Genomic DNA, 16,104 nt, shown 5'->3' with positions numbered 1-16,104 from the left:
TGCTACGACCCCACCATCCACGAGCGGCGCAGAACCGACAGAAACGACCACAGCAGCGCTCTCACGGCCTAGAGGTTGACTCAGGGAACTCATGCGGTGCGCTCCTCGCTCTCGCGCAGACGGGCATCGAGCCGCTCCAGCAGCGGGAGCAGCTCGGCGGGCGTGTCGATGACATGGTCGGGGCACTCCAGGGCGGCCTCGGAGACCCGCGGATAGCGCGATGTCCACGCCAGGTGGATGCTCGTGATGCCCAGAGCGTTCGCGCCGGCGATATCGCGGGCCAGATTGTTGCCGACCATCACGCAGCGGCCAGCATCCTCTGCCGCCAGATCCAGCGATCCCAGCGCCGCTTTGAACATGCGCGGGCTCGGCTTCTGATGACGCACCGCGTCCGAACAGGTCAGCGATTCGAAGACGTCGAGCACCCCGTGCTGGGAGAGCAGGTTCTCGAAGGAGACGTACCTGCCGTCGGCGACCAGGGCGAGCCGGAAGCCGGCGGCATCGAGATCGTGGAGCATCTGCTTCGCGCCGGGGAGCATGTCGCCGGAGACGACGATGCCGTCGTCATCACGGATCTCGGTGCCCTCGTCGATGAGGGTGTCTCCGCAGTCGAGCAGTGCGATGAGGCGTCGTGGTCTCACGGGAATCCTGTTCTGAGGGCTGTGACGGACCACGGTATCTGGCCCGCACGGAGACGATAAGGAGCCTCGATGGCCGCGGATTGAACACAGGCGGTGACGCCGAGTGAATCCCGGCCCGGAATTTATGGGCGCTTCTGCCTCACCGGCCGGCCGGAATGAACGCTGCGTGAACACCGCTGAAGGCGTGCGGTGAAGGCGCGGAATCCGCGTTTTCCTCCTCTAGCATCTCAGCGGCTGTCACGGAACGCGATCCGAGGTTTCAGGAGGAACTGCCCATGTCCCACTCTCTGCGGGTCGCCATCCTGGGAGCCTGGCACGTCCACGCCCGCGACTACGCGCGCGCCCTTCTCGCGCACCCGGACGTGGAGGTGGTGGGGCTCTGGGACGAGGACGCCGACCGCGCCGGGCAGCTCGCCGAGCAGCTGGGGATCGAGGTCGCCGCCACCCGGGACGAGCTGCTGGGGCGAGCGGACCTCGAGGGTGTGGTGGTCACCACGGCCACCCGCGACCATGACGAGGTGATCGCCGCGGCGCTGGACGCCGGCAAGCATGTGTTCACCGAGAAGCTGCTCTCGCCCACCGTGGCGGGCTGCGAGACGCTGATCCGTCTCGCCGACCAGCACGAACGCGTACTGACCGTCTCCCTGCCGCGCCTGGCTCTGGGCTGCGTGACGGCCCTCCGGCAGGTCCTGGAGGAGGGAGTGCTCGGCACGGTGGTCACCTCCCGTGTGCGCCTGGCCCACGGCGGCGCCCTCACCGGCCAGCTGCCCGACTGGTTCTACGACCCCGACGAGGCGCTCGGCGGCGCCCTCACCGACCTGGGAGCACACCCGGCCTGCATCACCCAGCTGATCCTGGGTGACGAGTTCGAGACCGTGAAGGCCACCTACGCGCACGTCACCGGCCGAGCCGTGGAGGACAGCGCCGTCGTCACGGTCGCCACAGCCGGCGGCGCGATCGGCGTCATCGAGACCGGGTTCGCCACCCCGTCGGGCCCCTTGAGCTTCGAAGTCCACGGCACCCAGGGCTCGCTGTTCTACGGCACCTACCCCGGCGGCGGCGATCCCGGCAGTGCCGGCCCCGACGGCGATGCCACTGGCGGCGCCCCCGTGCCCCGCATGTTCCTGCGCACCGCCGACGGATGGTCCGGGATCGAGATCCCCGAGAACGGACCCGCGCCCCTGCAGCAGTGGGCCGAGGCGATCCGACGGGGACAACCCACCACCGAGAACCTCGCCCGTGCCCGCGCCCTGACCGCACTGGTCGTCGCCGCGAACGACTCCGCCCGCTGACCCCCCGCTCCCCGAGGAGACCTGACATGACCCCCACCTCCGCACCCCTGCGCGTCGGCCTGATCGGCGGCGGCAACATCGCCGACTCCCACCTGCGCGGCTACGCCGCGCACCCCGACCGCGTCCAGGTCACCGCGATCGCCGACGCCGACCCCGAGACCCTCTCCCGCCGCATCACCCAGACCGGCGCCGAGGGCTACGCCGACTTCCACGCCCTGCTCGCCGAGGCCGACGTCGATGCCGTCGACATCTGCCTGCCCCACCACCTCCACCGCAGCGCGATCGTCGCCGCCGCGCAGGCCGGCCGGCACATCCTGTGCGAGAAGCCGCTGTGCCTGACCGCCGAGGAAGCCGTCGCCGTGCGCGAGGCCGTGCAGGAGGCCGGCGTGACCTTCATGTGCGCCCACAACAAGCTGTTCCTGCCGTCCGTGGCCCGCGCCAAGGAGCTCGTGGACTCCGGGGCGCTGGGCACCGTGTACGAGGTGCGCACCACCGATGCGTTCTACAACGACTTCGACCCCTCCACCATGGGCTGGCGCGCGAACGCCGCCACCTCGGGCGGCGGGGAGTTCATCGATACCGGCTACCACCCCACCTACCTGATGATGCACCTGGCCGGAGCCCGGCCCAGCTCCGTGTTCTCGATGATGTCCACGCACCGGCTGACGTTCATGGAGGGCGAGGACTCCGCCCAGGTACTGGTGCGGTTCGAGGGCGGAGCCGTGGGCCAGATCCAGACGTCGTGGGCGTACCCGCGGGTGCCGGGCGCCGAGCGCTTCGCCGTGATGGGGGAGAAGGGGTCGCTGAGCTCCGACGGCATGACACTGCGCGTCTCACTCCGGGACCAGGAGGCCGAGCAGGTCTACTCGACCAAGCTTCGTGACCCCTTCGCCGCGGAGATCGCCGGCTTCGTCGACTGCGTCCAGGACGGGCGCCGACCGTTGCACGGCGTGCAGGAGGGCATCGACGTCCTCGGCATCATCCTGGCCGCGTACGCGAGCGCCGAGTCGGGTCGGGCCGAGGAGGTCGTCGCGATCTGATCTGTGCACCGGGCAGAGGCCCTGGGAGCCCCGAGGCCTGATCGACGGTAAGTCACCCGGGCACAGTCGCTCTGTGCCGAGGCGTGCGAAGAATCGTCGAGTCTGGGTAAGCGGCTCGTCTGGCGCGGCCTCGATGGTCGCCAGCCCGTGCGTGGCCTCAGGTATCGCGTGCAGGTAGCGCGTCGTCCGATCCTGATGAGGAGTAGCATCGCGCTGCGTAGAGAAGAGGGAGCGCATGAACATAATCGGTATAACCCTCGTAGAGGCCGGGACCCTACTCGGCCTTGTCGCGCTCGTCGGTGCAGCCGTCGCTACCTGGAGACGCTGGCGGACAGCTGGCGTGCGTGCGCGGAAAGCAGGGTCCACAAGAACCTGAGTGCCTCTGCGGCCCGGCCCACTCGGGATGCCGGCGCCCGCGTCTCGCTCTCGGGGACGATCCGCCGGCGGGGAGCATCCGGGTATTGCTATGTCGAAACCGACCGTTTATGACGCAGTGGCCAGACGGGGGCGCGCAAGGTCTAGTGGCAGACTCTGAGCATGGAACAGCGCCTCAGCTTCATCACGCTCGCCGTTGCCGACCTGGACCGAAGTCGAACCTTCTACGTCGACGGGCTCGGGTGGGAGCCGATCTTCACTGGCGGTGACGTCCTCATGCTGCCGATTGCTGATCGGCTGATCCTGTCGCTTTGGTCCTTGGAAGGCTTCACCGCGGAAGTCGGTGAAGCACCAGCATCTGGCGTGGCGCCGATCACTCTCGCGCACAACGTCGCGGCGCCTGCCGAGGTCGACGCCGTGCTGGCCGAGGTGGCGGCGCTGGGCGCACCGGTGAGCGCCGGCCGCCACCGTGAGTGGGGCGGATACTCGGGATACTTCTCCGATCCCGATGGGTTCCGATGGGAGGTCGCGGTCAACCCTGGCGTGACCGGTGCTTTTGTGCTGCCGCACGTGTCAAGCACCACCACACCGCAGGGGTAAGCCGCCCCAGACCAGATTCGACCGTTTCTGGCACAGAATCGTTGTACGCTCACGCGATGCGCAGCGTCGCCGTCCGACTTCCCACGACCTTGGTGGCTCGATACAGAGCCGTGGACAGGGAGGCCGTGGGTTCTGCGCTGGTCGATACTCCTGCGCACCTCGACCGTCTCACATCAGACATCGGACAGCGAGGCATTTTCGTGCCGCTCAATCTCAGGTTCAACCAGAAGTTCGCAACCCTCGATGGGAACCACAGAATCGCGGTGGCTCTACGGCTCGGTCTGGATCACGTACCTGTAGCGCTCGATCAGTTGCCTGCATATCCGAGAACCGGCCACGCGAAGCCGATGGCCGACGCCGATCACCGAGTGCTCATCGACGCGTGGGAAGCCCTGGAGCGCTGACCCGTCTACTGCCGTTTGTGGGTCCCGGGGCCGTGGCAACGTGATCCCATGAACTTCCAGCAGGACGATGATGTTGCGCTGGCGCACCGGCTGGCCGACGCAGCCGACACGATCAGTGCTCGACACTTCCAGCAATCGCCTGCCACGGCACGAAAGAGCGACGGAACCGTGGTCAGCGCTGCTGACCTTGCCGTCGAGGTAGCGCTGCTCGAGATCCTGCGTGTTCACCGACCCGATGACGGCGTGGTGAGCGAAGAGAGCGGGACGGTAGTTGCCGGAGCTCATCGGCAGTGGATCCTTGATCCGATTGATGGCACCGAGCCGTTCTTGGCCGGTCAGAGATCGTGGGGAACTCACATCGCCCTCACCGTGGACGGTGAGCTGGACGTTGCCATGATTACCCGGCCGACCGAGCGGAGGCGCTGGTGGGCCGCCCGCGGACGTGGCGCCTGGTCCGCCCCCGTGGGGCAGCCAGAGCACCTCCTCACTTCGCTGGCGGTCTCACACGTCGACGTGCTCTCCGACGCACGTATCGGCGGCTTCGTCGCCCCTGGATCCGAACTGGCCACCGCGATTGCTCGTCATGGGCACTGGGTCGCCGACTCCCTTGGGGACATCGTCGCTCTCATTGAGGGCCGCGTCGATGTCGTCATCGCCCCAGCAGGAGAGATCTGGGACCACGCTCCACAGGTACTGCTCACTACCGAGGCTGGCGGGCGATACACCGACAAGTTCAAGGGCACGAGCGTCGACGCGCGGGGAGGCATCTACACGAACGGTCTGCTGACTGAGCAGGTGTGGGCCGTCCCCGACCTGTGTCGGCTGGACTGATGCTCGGTGGATACCGCCTCACGAGGGGCCGCCGCGCCGCCCGCTTGCTACGGTGTCGATCGTGCCGACGTCCAACCCTGTGAAGCTGAGTCCCCTGGCCCAGCTGACTCTCGACGTCGCGATGTACTCGGCCGTCGGTGCCCTCCCCGTCGGGCGCCTGCACGGTCGTCAGGTCCTGCTCCTGGTTACGGCGTCCGCAGTCGCCAGCGCGGCCGGCACGTACCTCGCCCTCCGAGCTCTCGAGAGAGCTCGGACGACCACGCCCGACGGCTGGATGCCGTGGACCCCTCACGCCGCACCCGGGGCGACGGGCGGCGACGGAGGCCGCCCCCGGGGCCGGGAGGACCGGGCGATTCTCTTTCGCCGAGCGGCCATAGCCGCCGTGGCGGGGACAGTGTCGGCCGGTGTCACGGCGATCGGGGTGGCGGCCGACAGGCGGGCGGAACGGTTCTTCACGAATCGGGGCGCGCGGCATCCGAGACTCGCCGTGGGCCTGAGCCAAGGCGTCTGCTTCGGCGTGCTGACCAACGTCGCCGTGGCCATCGCCGACTCCCGTGATGAGTGAGGAACGCACCGCAATGGCCGCACACCACCCGCCTTCCAACAGCCAGTACGTCCCGCGTACTCACGCCTCCGACGACGAGCTGTCCCGATGGAGGGAACAGCGAGCTCGCGTCGGCGCGCGCGTAGCGGAGCTGGCCGAGAAGGGCATCTGCTACCAGTGCGAAGAACTCTCGACGGGACTCGTGCTCGGCCCGCAGTCCCTCGTCCTCGACGAGCCGGACGTGCGAGTCGCGCTGGCCGCAGACCCTCGCGCGCCCGGACACACCATCGTGGTGTGGAAGCCCCACGTGCAGGACTTCACCTCGCTGGAGGACGCGGACGTCACCAGGCTCTTCACGGTGTGCCGCGACGTGGCAAAGGCGCTTCGCGCCGCGCTCTCCGGAGTCGAGCGCGTCTACCAGGTCTCGATGTGCGACGGACCGGTCAACCATCTCCACATTCAGCTGATCCCGCGCTACTCCGATGTGCCCGTCGGATCCCAACGTCTCGTCGACCCCCGGGGACCGCTTCTTGATGGCCCGCAGATCGCAGACCGTATCCGCGGTGCACTTGGGACGCTGACGCGCTGAGTGCTCGGCAAAGGTCGATCTGCGGCACCCAGCTTCCTCCGGCGGTCGCACGCGCCGACGAGCCGGAGGAACCCAGCTTCCTCCGGCGGTCGCACGCGCCGACGAGCCGGAGGTGCGACATGCTGTGTCCATGGCGCACCTGGATCTGACCTTAGACGTCGGCACCCTCTCGCGAACGGACTTGAAGGAGGCTCTCGCCCATCGGAATGTCGGTCTCAATGAGCATGCGCAGACGCTGCTTGCCCACGACGTGTTCCGCGAACCTGTCGCACAGTCCGTGCACGTGACGTCCGTTGCTGTGAGCGATCTGGGTTTCCGCGGCGGAGCGCGGCTCGATCAGATTCACGCTGCTGCACAGGAACGCGGGCTGGCACTCTGCCCACCGGACACGGGACCGTACCTCCGCTTGGTGCTGACGGAGCAGGAATCGGCACCCGACACGGTGATGTCGGCCGGCCGCGCACCGACCGGTGCGACCACAGTGGCCTCGTGGCCGTTGCATGAAGACGACGACTACCCGAAGGGGTTCTACCTGCGCGTGGTCGATGGGCGCCCGTGGCTACGTGGCTACCGGTGTGACAGTGAGTATCTCTGGTCGGCCGAGGACGTGTTCGCCGTTCAACGGCCTGCCGAGTAGCCGGCCGTCAGGATGCCGGAGCCGGTGACGGTACGGTCGCCGGCTCCGGCGCCGCCGCGACTCCCGGCTGTCCGGCGATGCCGCGCAGCGGCAGGTCCTGGGCGTAGTGGCACGCCGAGAAGTGCCCGTCGGCCGCTTCCTGCAGGGGAGGGGTCGTGGTGCGGCACAGCTCGGTCGCGTAGTGGCAGCGGGAGGAGAACAGGCAGCCCTCGGGACGGTCGGTGGGGCTGGGCACCTCGCCCTTGGGGACGATCCGCCGGCGGGGAGCATCCGGATCCGGCTGGGGGACCGCCGAGAGCAGCGCCTCGGTGTAGGGGTGCCGGGGCCGGGAGAACAGGCTCTCGGTGTCCGCCAGCTCGACGATGCGGCCCAGGTACATCACCGCCACCCGATCCGAGATGTACTCGACGATCGAGAGGTCGTGGGCGATGAACAGGTAGGACAGCCCCAGCTCGTCCTGCAGATCCTTCAGCAGGTTGATGATCTGGGCCCTGATCGACACGTCCAGCGCGGAGACGGCCTCGTCGGCCACGATCACCTTCGGCTCGGTGATCAGCGCGCGGGCGATCCCGATGCGCTGACGCTGGCCGCCGGAGAAGCTGTGCGGATAGCGGCGCAGGTGGGAGGGGTCGAGCCCCACCTTCTCGGCGATCTCACGGACGCGGCGCTGCAGCTCATGCTTGCGGGGTCGGCGGGTCGCCCGCAGCGGCTCGGCGATGATGTCGAAGACCGTCATCCGCGGGTCCAGGGAGGACATCGGGTCCTGGAAGATCATCTGGATATCCGGCCGGTGCGTGCGCAGAGCGCGGCCCCTCAGAGCGAGGAAGTCGATCTGGCGGCCGCTCCCGGCCCGGCCGTCACCGCCGGGGCGCTCACCGGCCGAGCCCTCACGGGCGGGGCGCTCGCCGGCCGGTCCCTCGTCTGCGGTGCTCTCGGCGTTGCGGCCGCCCCGGTCGCCGGTGCCCTTTGGATCGTAGAGCACGGCCCCGGAGGTCGCCTCGATGCCGCGCACGATCACCCGGCCCAGCGTCGACTTCCCACAGCCGGATTCGCCGACGACGGAGAGCGTCTCGCCCGCCTCGAGGGTGAGGGAGACGTCGTCGACCGCGGGAAAGGACTCCGTGCGCGAGACGCTGAACTCCTTGGTCACGTGCTCGATCTGCAGCAGCGCGCTCATGCGGGGGACTCCTCGGGGTGGGCAGGGGTGCCGGGGACAGCTGAGGCGGTGACAGCGGCGGAGGCACGGGCCGGCTCGCTCGCCGCGGAGCCGACGAGCCGATCCGGCTCCGGCGCATCCGGGTCGTGCAGGAAGCAACGCACGTGGTGGTGGCCGGTCAGCTCCAGCAGCCGCGGCTCGGCCGTCTCGCAGACCCCTTCGATCCGCGCGGTGCAGCGGTCGCGGAACGAGCACATCGGCGGCAGGTCGATCGCCTGCGGGACGGTGCCCTCGATGGCGTGGAGCCGTTCGTCCCGGCCCATGCCCAGCCGCGGGATCGAGCGCAGCAGGCCGCGGGTGTAGGGGTGCTGAGGGGAGGAGAACAGCTCGCGCACCGGGGCCTGCTCGACGATCCGACCCAGGTACATCACCGCCACCTCGTCGCACATCCCCGCCACGACGGCGAGGTCGTGGGTGATGAACACGATCGCCATCCCGGTCTCCTCCTGCAGCTCCTGCATGAGCTCGAGGACCTGCGCCTGGATGGTCACATCCAGGGCCGTGGTGGGCTCGTCGGCGATCAGCACCTCCGGCTCGCACGAGAGCGCCATCGCGATCATGGCGCGCTGGCGCATGCCGCCGGAGAACTGGTGAGGGTACTGGTCGATGCGGCGCTCGGCGTCCCCGATGCCGACCCGCAGCATCCACTCCAGGCAGATGTCGCGGGCCTCGGCCCGGTCGCTGGTGCGGTGCAGCAGGATCGCCTCCATGATCTGGTCGCCGATCGTGTGCAGCGGGCTGAACGCCGTCATCGGCTCCTGGAAGATCATGGCGATCCGTCGCCCGCGCACGGCCCGGATCATCGGGCCGTCGGCTCGCAGCTCCATGAGGTCCAACGCGTCGGACCCGTCGGGCGCGTCGGCCCCGTGCAGCCGCACCGTCCCGGATTCATGGAACCGGGCCGGATTCAGGCGCAGCAGCGTCTTGGCGGTCACCGACTTGCCGGAGCCGGATTCGCCGACGATGCCGAGGGTCTGCCCGGCGCGCACCTCGAAGGAGACGCCGTCCACGGCGCGCAGCAGGCCGTGCTCGGTGGGCAGGTGGACCGCCAGGTCCTGGACGCTCAGCACCGGGGTGCCGGGGGCGGTGTCATCAGCGGTGATCGTCATCGAATGCCTCACTTGTGGGGGTCGGCGGCATCGCGCAGGCCGTCGCCCAGGAAGTTGAAGGCGAGCACCGTGATGATGACGAAGCCCAGCGGGATGAGCTTCCACGGATAGATCGCCACGTTGGTGATGTCCTGCGCCTCCTGCAGCAGCACGCCCCAGGAGGTGGCCGGGGCCTGCATGCCCAGGCCCAGGAAGCTCAGCGCGGTCTCGCCGATGATCATCCCCGGCACCGCCAGGGTCACGGCCACCACCAGGTAGGAGAGGAAGCCCGGGATCAGGTGCGTGCCGATGATCCGCAGCGGGCGCACGCCCGCCACCCGGGCGGCCATCACGTAGTCCTCCTGCTTCAGCGAGATGAACTTCGAGCGCACCACCCGGGCCAGGCTGGTCCACTCGATGAACGCCATGATCACCGTGATGTACAGGAACATCGTGATCACCGGGACCCGCGAGGGGATCGCCGCGGCCAGCGCCATCCACAGCGGCAGGGTCGGGAACGAGCGCAGGATCTCGATGAGACGCTGGATGAGGAAGTCGGTGGTGCCGCCGAAGTATCCGGCGATCGAGCCGATGACGATGCCGAGCACGAAGCTGATCGCCACGCCGACCAGCGGGATCGTCAGCGAGACCTGCGAGCCCAGCAGGATCCGGGAGAAGATGTCCCGGCCCAGGCTGTCGGTGCCGAACAGGAACACGCGGCCGCTGCCCTCGGCGCCGAACAGGTGCAGGCTGGAGTTGAACAGCCCGAAGAAGGACCACTCCGAGCCCTGGGTGAAGAACTGCAGCTGGTGGATCTGCTCGTGGTCGGCCACGAAGATCGGCCGCAGGGTCTCGGGGTCCCGTTCGAAGCTCAGGCCGTACACGAAGGGGCCGACGAACCGGCCCTCGTGGACGAGGTGGATCATCGTCGGCGGGGCGTCGACGTAGTCGGAGTCGTAGCTGGCCAGCGAATACGGCGCGAGGAACCCGGCGAAGATCGCCCCGAGGTACAGCAGCGCCAGCAGCACCATCGAGATCTGCGCCAGGCGGTGCGCGGAGAGCTTCGCCCACATCAGCCGCCACTGACCGGCGGCGTAGTAGTCCTCCCGGCGTGCCGCGGCGGCCTCGAGCGAGGGTGCACGACGGCCGCGGAGCCGGCCCAGGGCGGGGGAGATGACGCTCATGCCAGGGCCCTCCTCTCGTCACGGATGCGGGGGTCCAGCCAGGCCAGGAGGATGTCGGAGATCAGGGTGCCGATCACCGTCAGGATCGCCATGAACCCCAGCCAGGCGCCCGCGAGGTACATGTCCTGGGCCATCAGCGCGGAGAGCATCACCGGGCCCTGCGTGGGCAGGTTCAGCACGATCGCGGTGATCGTCGAGCCGGTGAAGATCGCCGTCAGCGACCACCCGATGGTGGAGACGATGGGGTTCAGCGCGGCCCGCAGCGAGTACTTGCGCAGGTTGGTGGACTCCTTGACGCCCTTGGCGCGGGCGGTCAGCACGTGCTGCTTGGTCATCTCATCGAGCATCTGCCCGCGCATCACCCGGATCAGCTCGCAGGTCGAGGCGGTCCCGATCACCACCACCGGGATCACCAGGTGGCTGAGCATGTCCGCCACCCTGGCAAGACTCCAGCCCTGGCCCGAGAACTCCGGGGACTGCAGGCCCAGCATGGGGTCCCCGAACCAGATGTAGGACAGATACATGAGGATGATGGCCAGCAGGAAGTTCGGTGTCGCCATGCCCAGGAACCCGACCGTGGTGAAGACGTAGTCGCCCAGCGAGTACTGCTTCACGGCGGAGTACACGCCGATCGGGATCGCCACCAGGTAGGTGAAGGCCATGGAGGCGACGGCCACGATCAGGGTCGTGGCCATGTACCGCTCCATCACCGCGAGCACCGGCTGGGAGTAGGCGAAGCTGTAGCCGAGGTCGCCGCGGGTGAGGATGCCCCAGATCCACGCCAGGTACTGCACGTACCAGGGGTCGTCCAGGCCGTACCGGTCTCGTAGCGCCTGCTGCTCGACGCGGCTGAGCTGCTCGCCCTCCTGCTGCAGCTCCAGGACCCGATTGGAGACATAGTCCCCGGGCGGCAGCTGGATGATCCAGAAGACGATCACCGAGATGACCAGCACCACCGGAATCATCGTCAGGGTGCGCCGAAGGATGTACGTCAGCACCTGGGCTCCTTCCGCGCGGGCGCACCGTGCCTCACGCCGTCTCGACCTCCGGATCGATGAAGGTGAACTGCGCGGGGCGGCCGTGGCCGAGGTCGCGGAACTCATCGGCGTAGGTGGTCTCGGTGGGCACGTTGGCCATGTTGTTGCTGACGGCGAACAGGCGCGGGACCGGCCCGGTGTAGCCGAGCGCCCAGAGGTTCTTCTGGTGCAGCTGGATGATCTGCTCGGCGTAGGTGTCGATCTGGGCGGTGTCCGTCTGCGCGGACATCTCCCGATAGATGGTGATCAGCTCCATGATGTCGCCGGTGGGCTCGACGCCCTCGGCCCCCTCGGAGGCGTACCAGGTGCCGTACTGGGTGTGCCAGGGCGTGCCGGCGCGCAGCGGGACCACGGTGTCGGGGCGGAAGATCGGGTGGATGCCGCCGATCGCGCCGCGCGTGGTCAGCTGCAGCTGGCCCGAGTCGTTCAGATCGCCGTAGCGGCCGCGGTCGACCAGCTGCACGTCGATCTGGATGCCGATCTCCTCGAAGTGATGCTTGAGCAGCTCCTCGAACTGGCCGGCCTGCGGCGCCTCCGACTCCTGGGTGATGACCAGGCGGAGCGGCTCGCCGTCGGGGCGGACGCGCCAGTCGCCCTCACGGGTCAGCCCCAGCTCGTCCAGCAGCTCGCCTGCGCGGTCGACGTCGTAGCTCGCCCATTTCTCGGCCCAGCCGTCCTGGTAGAAGGGACGGCCCTCGGCGATGGAGGACTGCTGCGGGGCTCCCAGGCCCAGCGTCAGCTGCTCGGAGAGGGCCTCACGGTCCACGGCGACCGAGAGGGCCTCGCGGAACCGCTCGTCGTGGAAGAGATCGCGCAGGGTCTGGTCCTCGGGTTCCATGTTGAACTGGATGCCGTTGGAGAACCAGTCGGCCGTCTCCCACTGGGCGACCGTGTAGTCGCCCTTCTCGGCGTTCTCCTGCAGCAGGGTGAAGGAGCCGAACTCGAACTGGGCGATGTCGAAGTGGCCCTCGAGCACCTGCAGCTCCACGTGGCTGGGGTCCTGGTAGGTCTCCAGGGACAGCTCGTCGATGTAGGGCAGCTGGTTGCCCTCGGGATCGGTCTTCCAGTAGTAGGGGTTGCGCTCCCAGGTGACCTGCTCGGGGCCGGCGTCCTCGGTGGGGATCCAGGCGCGCAGCATCGGGCGATCCGACCAGAACCAGTAGTAGTAGCAGGCCGACTCGTACCAGCCCTCGAGGTCCTCGTAGCCGCGCTCCTTCGCGATGGCCAGCGCCGCCTCCTCGCCGATGAACTCGTCGAGGACCTCCTCCATCCAGTGCGCCGGGGCGAACATCCACTTCGCATCGATCGCGACGCGCTCGAGGAACATCGGGCGCGGATGCTGGAAGGCGACCTGGACGGTGTGGTCGTCGACCGCGGAGAACTCGGCCATCGCCCGCTCGCCGGTGGCGGGGTCGGTGGACCAGAAGGCGTCGTAGACGCTGCGGCCGAAGATCTCCGGGCGCATGATGTGCTCCCACCACATCATCACGTCCGCCGAGGTGAAGGCGTGGCCGTCGGACCACTTCATGCCCTTGCGCAGGTGGATCGTGTACTCCGTGAGGTCGTCGTTGACGTCGAAGCCCTTGGCGACGTTGGGCTCGACGCCGTCACCCTCGGGGGTGAAGCGGAACAGCGCCTCCTCGGTGGGCTTGCCGATGTCCCAGGGGCCCTCCTGGGCGGACTTGGTCGGGAAGTTCCAGGTGCCGCCGTAGGCACCGATCTGCTCGTGGACCGGCTCGACCATGATGTCGGCGAGCTCGGGCATGCGCTCGGCGACGGGCGGGAGCTCGCCGGCCTCGACGCGCTCGGCGAGCATGGGCGGCTCGGTCAGCGAATCGGCCGAGGTGATCTCATCGACCTCGTTGATGGCCTCGACGTCCCCGGAGGCAGAACCCTCGGAGTCGTTCGCGCAGCCGGCGAATGCGACCAGCCCCATTCCTCCCAGGGCCCCGAGAGCGGTGCGGCGACGGATTTCGACGGGGGTGCGGGTGCGGCTGGGAATGGCCATCTGATTCTCCTCCGAGTAGGCATGCGACGTTCCCCGTCGAGCTCCGGGGCATCTTCGGAAGATGACCGTACGGTGCGAATTCGTCCGGCCGGTGAACACGATTCACGGCCACGGTGAACGGGCGCGAGGAAGGCGTGTGATATTTGCTTTATTCAGCTCCGGCGAGTACTGAATTCAGTGAGGAGCGCTCCCGCAGGGTGACGCGAGGGTGAACGCTCGAGGAAGAGCCCTGGTCACGAGGTCTCGCGGCGTCGAGGCGGCTGGTGGCCGGCGCTACCCTTCGAAGTCATGGCCCAGCAGACCGGCAAGCTCACCCTCCAGGACGTCGCCGCGCGGGCAGGCGTCTCCAGCACGGCCGTCTCTCTGGCCCTGCGGGACCGCCCGGGCGTCTCGGAGGGGACCCGCGACCGGATCCTGGCCGCGGCCGAGGAGATCGGATATCGCGCCGTGCGCCGTGGCCCGAATCGTACGGCCCCGGGCACCGTCGCCGTGCTGCTGCGCGACATCGTCAGCGTCTTCTCCCACGACGTCGTCTCCGGGATGGAGGAGGCCGCCGGCGACGCGGGGCTGCGGCTGATGTTCTTCGACGGGCGCGGCGACCTCGAGCACCTGCGCAGCGAGTTCGAGGAGCTCAGGGCCGAGAAGCTGCGCGGCATCGTCACCTTCGGCACGGCCATTCCCGCCGAGATGCTGCAGAAGGCCGCTCAGCGCACGCCCGTCGTCCTGGTCGGCAAGGCGGAGCGCGCGGTTCCCGGGGTGGACGTCGTCAGCAACGACGACGTGCTCGGGGCGCGCCTGGCGGTGGAGCACCTGGTGGGCCTGGGCCATGAGCGCATCGCCCACCTGGCCAAGGGCAGCCTACGCGCCGAGGGGTACACCCAGGGGATGCGGGACGCGGGTCTGGAGCGGCACCTCCAGATCGAGGGCGGCAGTGTGGAGACCCTGAAGCCCGCGATCCGCTACCTGCTGTTCTCGATCCTGCAGGAGGAGAACTCCCCGACCGCCGTGTTCGCCGAGACCGACGGGGTGGCCATCGACTTCCTCGGGGCCGCGGTCGATGCCGGCCTGCGCGTGCCCGAGGATATCAGCGTGGTGGGCTACGACAGCACCCGCCAGACCGAGATGATCCGGCCGCGGCTGACCTCGGTGCGCCAGCCCCGCCACCAGATGGGCGTCTCGGCGATCCGGCTGCTCCAGGAGCGGGCCGACGGCCGGAACGAGGACCGCGACCTGATCCTCGAACCCGGCCTGGACGTGCGCGAATCCTCCGTCGCCCCGCGCACCGCCAGCTCGGTGGTGGCCCCCTCCTCGCTCAGCGCCCGGTACCGCAGGCTCCAGCTGCACTGAGGGCGGCGGTCCCGTCGGCGTCCACGGCGCGGGCAGTTGCCGCTGGTTGCCGACCGCCCCGGTAGAGTCTCCTGCGGATCTCTTCAGAACGGGCAGTGCCGAGCGGGCAGGAACGGAGCCGGATACGTGGCGGACGATCGCGTGACCATCTACGACGTGGCCAAGGCCGCCGGGGTCGCGCCCTCCACCGTCTCGCGGGCCTTCTCCCGTCCCGGCCGCGTCAGCGCCGCCACCCACGCCAAGGTGATGGCCTCGGCCAAGGCGCTCGACTACCGCACCACCGCCCCGGCCACCCAGGAGCGCGGGGTGCGGCACCAGCGTCTGGGCATCGAGATCGCGGACCTCACCAACCCGTACTTCGCCGAGCTGGTCTCCGGGATGCAGGAAGCGGCCCAGGAGCAGGACTTCCTGCTGCTCCTGCTCGACACCGTCGAGGACGTGGATCGCGAGCGCGCCAGCCTCGAGAGCGCCCTCGACGTCGTCGACGGAATCATCCTCTCCGGCACCCGGCTCTCCGACGCCACCCTCAACCACCTCAGCAAGCGCCTCCCCGTGGTGGTGCTGAACCGCCGGGTCGCGGGCCTGGACTCCGTCACCCCCGACTACGAGCACGGCATGGGCCAGGCGATGGCGCACCTGGCCGAGAACGGCATCCGCACCGTCACCTACGTCGCGGGCCCGGTGAACTCGTGGTCCGACGGGGAGCGGTGGCGCGCGGCCCGCACCGCCGCCCGCTCCCATGACCTGCTCGTCCATCGCCACGGCCCGTTCGCCCCCACCATCGCCGGCGGCGAGCAGGCCTTCGAGGACCTGCGGGAGAAGCTGCCCCACGCGGTGGTCTGCTACAACGACCTGGTGGCCTTCGGCTTCCTGGTCGCCGCGCTGCGCGCCGGGGTGAAGATCCCCGCCGAGCTCTCGATCATGGGTCACGACGACATCCCCCTCTCGCGCTACCTCGGGGGCGGCCTGACCACCGTCGTCACCCCCAAGCGCGCCCAGGGCGGCGCCGCCATCGAACGGCTGATCCGACGCATCGAGAACCCGTCGGCCCACCGCACCCCGGTCGAAGGATCGCTGCCGGTGCGGCTGGTCCCGCGCGGCACCACCGGGCCGCGCGGGCAGGCCTGAGCGGGCCGACTGCTGGCAGGCCTGGCCGGAGCTCCTGCGGACTGGCCTGGCCGGAGCACCTGCAGTCCGGCCTGGCCGGACCGCGCTGACCGATGCCCTGACCAGCGGCAACCCATGACAACCGTGGGCCGCCCGAGGCCGCC

The 16,104-nt window shown here is 69.1% G+C and carries 16 protein-coding genes; 10 read left to right on the top strand and 6 right to left on the bottom strand.

Translation table 11 applies throughout. The features are described 5' to 3' along the window. Window positions 1-89: 89 nt before the first annotated feature. Window positions 90-641 carry an HAD family hydrolase gene (locus tag ACFQRD_RS15560; RefSeq protein ID WP_377017764.1) on the bottom strand — a complete coding sequence of 184 codons (552 nt, stop codon included), beginning with the start codon at window positions 639-641 and terminating at the stop codon, window positions 90-92. Between the two features lie 275 nt (window positions 642-916). Between ACFQRD_RS15560 and ACFQRD_RS15555 the strand changes: the two genes are divergently transcribed. From ACFQRD_RS15555 to ACFQRD_RS15520, 8 genes are all read left to right on the top strand, one after another. Continuing rightward, window positions 917-1,933, top strand: a complete 1,017-nt coding sequence (locus tag ACFQRD_RS15555) for a Gfo/Idh/MocA family protein (protein WP_377804746.1) — start codon at window positions 917-919, stop codon at window positions 1,931-1,933. Window positions 1,934-1,959: 26 nt separating this feature from the next. Continuing rightward, window positions 1,960-2,973: a Gfo/Idh/MocA family protein gene (locus ACFQRD_RS15550; protein ID WP_377804745.1), complete on the top strand. Its 1,014-nt coding sequence runs from the start codon at window positions 1,960-1,962 to the stop codon at window positions 2,971-2,973. A 537-nt stretch (window positions 2,974-3,510) separates the two neighbouring features. Next, window positions 3,511-3,948 (top strand): VOC family protein, encoded by a 438-nt coding sequence (locus tag ACFQRD_RS15545; protein ID WP_076807926.1) that lies wholly within the window; start codon window positions 3,511-3,513, stop codon window positions 3,946-3,948. 56 nt (window positions 3,949-4,004) lie between these two features. After that, a complete protein-coding gene (locus tag ACFQRD_RS15540) occupies window positions 4,005-4,352 on the top strand; it encodes a hypothetical protein (protein WP_377804744.1) in 348 nt (115 codons plus the stop codon). A gap of 48 nt (window positions 4,353-4,400) precedes the next feature. Continuing rightward, window positions 4,401-5,183, top strand: coding sequence for an inositol monophosphatase family protein (locus ACFQRD_RS15535; protein WP_377804743.1), 783 nt, complete (start codon window positions 4,401-4,403; stop codon window positions 5,181-5,183). Window positions 5,184-5,244: 61 nt separating this feature from the next. Then, window positions 5,245-5,748, top strand: coding sequence for a hypothetical protein (locus ACFQRD_RS15530; RefSeq protein WP_377804742.1), 504 nt, complete (start codon window positions 5,245-5,247; stop codon window positions 5,746-5,748). Between the two features lie 13 nt (window positions 5,749-5,761). Beyond that, complete coding sequence (locus tag ACFQRD_RS15525) at window positions 5,762-6,316, top strand: HIT family protein (protein WP_377804741.1); 555 nt, start codon at window positions 5,762-5,764, stop codon at window positions 6,314-6,316. Between the two features lie 130 nt (window positions 6,317-6,446). After that, the gene (locus ACFQRD_RS15520) at window positions 6,447-6,953 is read left to right on the top strand and encodes a hypothetical protein (RefSeq protein WP_377804740.1); all 507 of its coding nucleotides are present in this window, start codon (window positions 6,447-6,449) and stop codon (window positions 6,951-6,953) included. A gap of 7 nt (window positions 6,954-6,960) precedes the next feature. Here ACFQRD_RS15520 and ACFQRD_RS15515 read toward each other — a convergent pair whose 3' ends face one another. The 5 genes from ACFQRD_RS15515 to ACFQRD_RS15495 are packed head-to-tail and all read right to left on the bottom strand — an operon-like array spanning window position 6,961 to window position 13,486. Then, window positions 6,961-8,130, bottom strand: coding sequence for an ABC transporter ATP-binding protein (locus ACFQRD_RS15515; RefSeq protein ID WP_377804739.1), 1,170 nt, complete (start codon window positions 8,128-8,130; stop codon window positions 6,961-6,963). Continuing rightward, window positions 8,127-9,278 carry an ABC transporter ATP-binding protein gene (locus ACFQRD_RS15510; protein WP_377804738.1) on the bottom strand — a complete coding sequence of 384 codons (1,152 nt, stop codon included), beginning with the start codon at window positions 9,276-9,278 and terminating at the stop codon, window positions 8,127-8,129. Before ACFQRD_RS15510 ends, ACFQRD_RS15515 begins: the two co-directional genes overlap by 4 nt. 8 nt (window positions 9,279-9,286) lie before the next feature. Further along, complete coding sequence (locus ACFQRD_RS15505) at window positions 9,287-10,441, bottom strand: ABC transporter permease (protein WP_377792336.1); 1,155 nt, start codon at window positions 10,439-10,441, stop codon at window positions 9,287-9,289. Next, window positions 10,438-11,439 (bottom strand): ABC transporter permease, encoded by a 1,002-nt coding sequence (locus ACFQRD_RS15500; protein WP_377804737.1) that lies wholly within the window; start codon window positions 11,437-11,439, stop codon window positions 10,438-10,440. Before ACFQRD_RS15500 ends, ACFQRD_RS15505 begins: the two co-directional genes overlap by 4 nt. A 31-nt stretch (window positions 11,440-11,470) precedes the next feature. Next, window positions 11,471-13,486, bottom strand: a complete 2,016-nt coding sequence (locus ACFQRD_RS15495) for an ABC transporter substrate-binding protein (RefSeq protein ID WP_377792335.1) — start codon at window positions 13,484-13,486, stop codon at window positions 11,471-11,473. Between the two features lie 288 nt (window positions 13,487-13,774). Here ACFQRD_RS15495 and ACFQRD_RS15490 point away from each other — a divergent pair, with 288 nt between their 5' ends. Together ACFQRD_RS15490 and ACFQRD_RS15485 are read left to right on the top strand one after the other, a co-directional pair. Further along, the gene (locus tag ACFQRD_RS15490) at window positions 13,775-14,833 is read left to right on the top strand and encodes a LacI family DNA-binding transcriptional regulator (RefSeq protein ID WP_377804736.1); all 1,059 of its coding nucleotides are present in this window, start codon (window positions 13,775-13,777) and stop codon (window positions 14,831-14,833) included. Between the two features lie 126 nt (window positions 14,834-14,959). Then, window positions 14,960-15,961, top strand: coding sequence for a LacI family DNA-binding transcriptional regulator (locus tag ACFQRD_RS15485; protein WP_377017739.1), 1,002 nt, complete (start codon window positions 14,960-14,962; stop codon window positions 15,959-15,961). Window positions 15,962-16,104: the final 143 nt, after the last annotated feature.

Origin of the sequence: Brachybacterium sp. GCM10030268, from assembly GCF_042666305.1 — a bacterium.
Lineage (GTDB): Bacteria > Actinomycetota > Actinomycetes > Actinomycetales > Dermabacteraceae > Brachybacterium.
This window is presented reverse-complemented; position numbering and strand designations above follow the sequence as displayed.

What these genes read in the sequence shown, in the direction of transcription:
- ACFQRD_RS15555 (WP_377804746.1), top strand. Translation starts at nt 917, where the DNA reads ATGTCCCACTCTCTGCGGGTCGCCATCCTGGGAGCCTGGCACGTCCAC.
- ACFQRD_RS15550 (WP_377804745.1), top strand. Translation starts at nt 1,960, where the DNA reads ATGACCCCCACCTCCGCACCCCTGCGCGTCGGCCTGATCGGCGGCGGC.
- ACFQRD_RS15545 (WP_076807926.1), top strand. Translation starts at nt 3,511, where the DNA reads ATGGAACAGCGCCTCAGCTTCATCACGCTCGCCGTTGCCGACCTGGAC.
- ACFQRD_RS15540 (WP_377804744.1), top strand. Translation starts at nt 4,005, where the DNA reads ATGCGCAGCGTCGCCGTCCGACTTCCCACGACCTTGGTGGCTCGATAC.
- ACFQRD_RS15535 (WP_377804743.1), top strand. Translation starts at nt 4,401, where the DNA reads ATGAACTTCCAGCAGGACGATGATGTTGCGCTGGCGCACCGGCTGGCC.
- ACFQRD_RS15525 (WP_377804741.1), top strand. Translation starts at nt 5,762, where the DNA reads ATGGCCGCACACCACCCGCCTTCCAACAGCCAGTACGTCCCGCGTACT.
- ACFQRD_RS15520 (WP_377804740.1), top strand. Translation starts at nt 6,447, where the DNA reads ATGGCGCACCTGGATCTGACCTTAGACGTCGGCACCCTCTCGCGAACG.
- ACFQRD_RS15515 (WP_377804739.1), bottom strand. Translation starts at nt 8,130, where the DNA reads ATGAGCGCGCTGCTGCAGATCGAGCACGTGACCAAGGAGTTCAGCGTC.
- ACFQRD_RS15510 (WP_377804738.1), bottom strand. Translation starts at nt 9,278, where the DNA reads ATGACGATCACCGCTGATGACACCGCCCCCGGCACCCCGGTGCTGAGC.
- ACFQRD_RS15505 (WP_377792336.1), bottom strand. Translation starts at nt 10,441, where the DNA reads ATGAGCGTCATCTCCCCCGCCCTGGGCCGGCTCCGCGGCCGTCGTGCA.
- ACFQRD_RS15495 (WP_377792335.1), bottom strand. Translation starts at nt 13,486, where the DNA reads ATGGCCATTCCCAGCCGCACCCGCACCCCCGTCGAAATCCGTCGCCGC.
- ACFQRD_RS15490 (WP_377804736.1), top strand. Translation starts at nt 13,775, where the DNA reads ATGGCCCAGCAGACCGGCAAGCTCACCCTCCAGGACGTCGCCGCGCGG.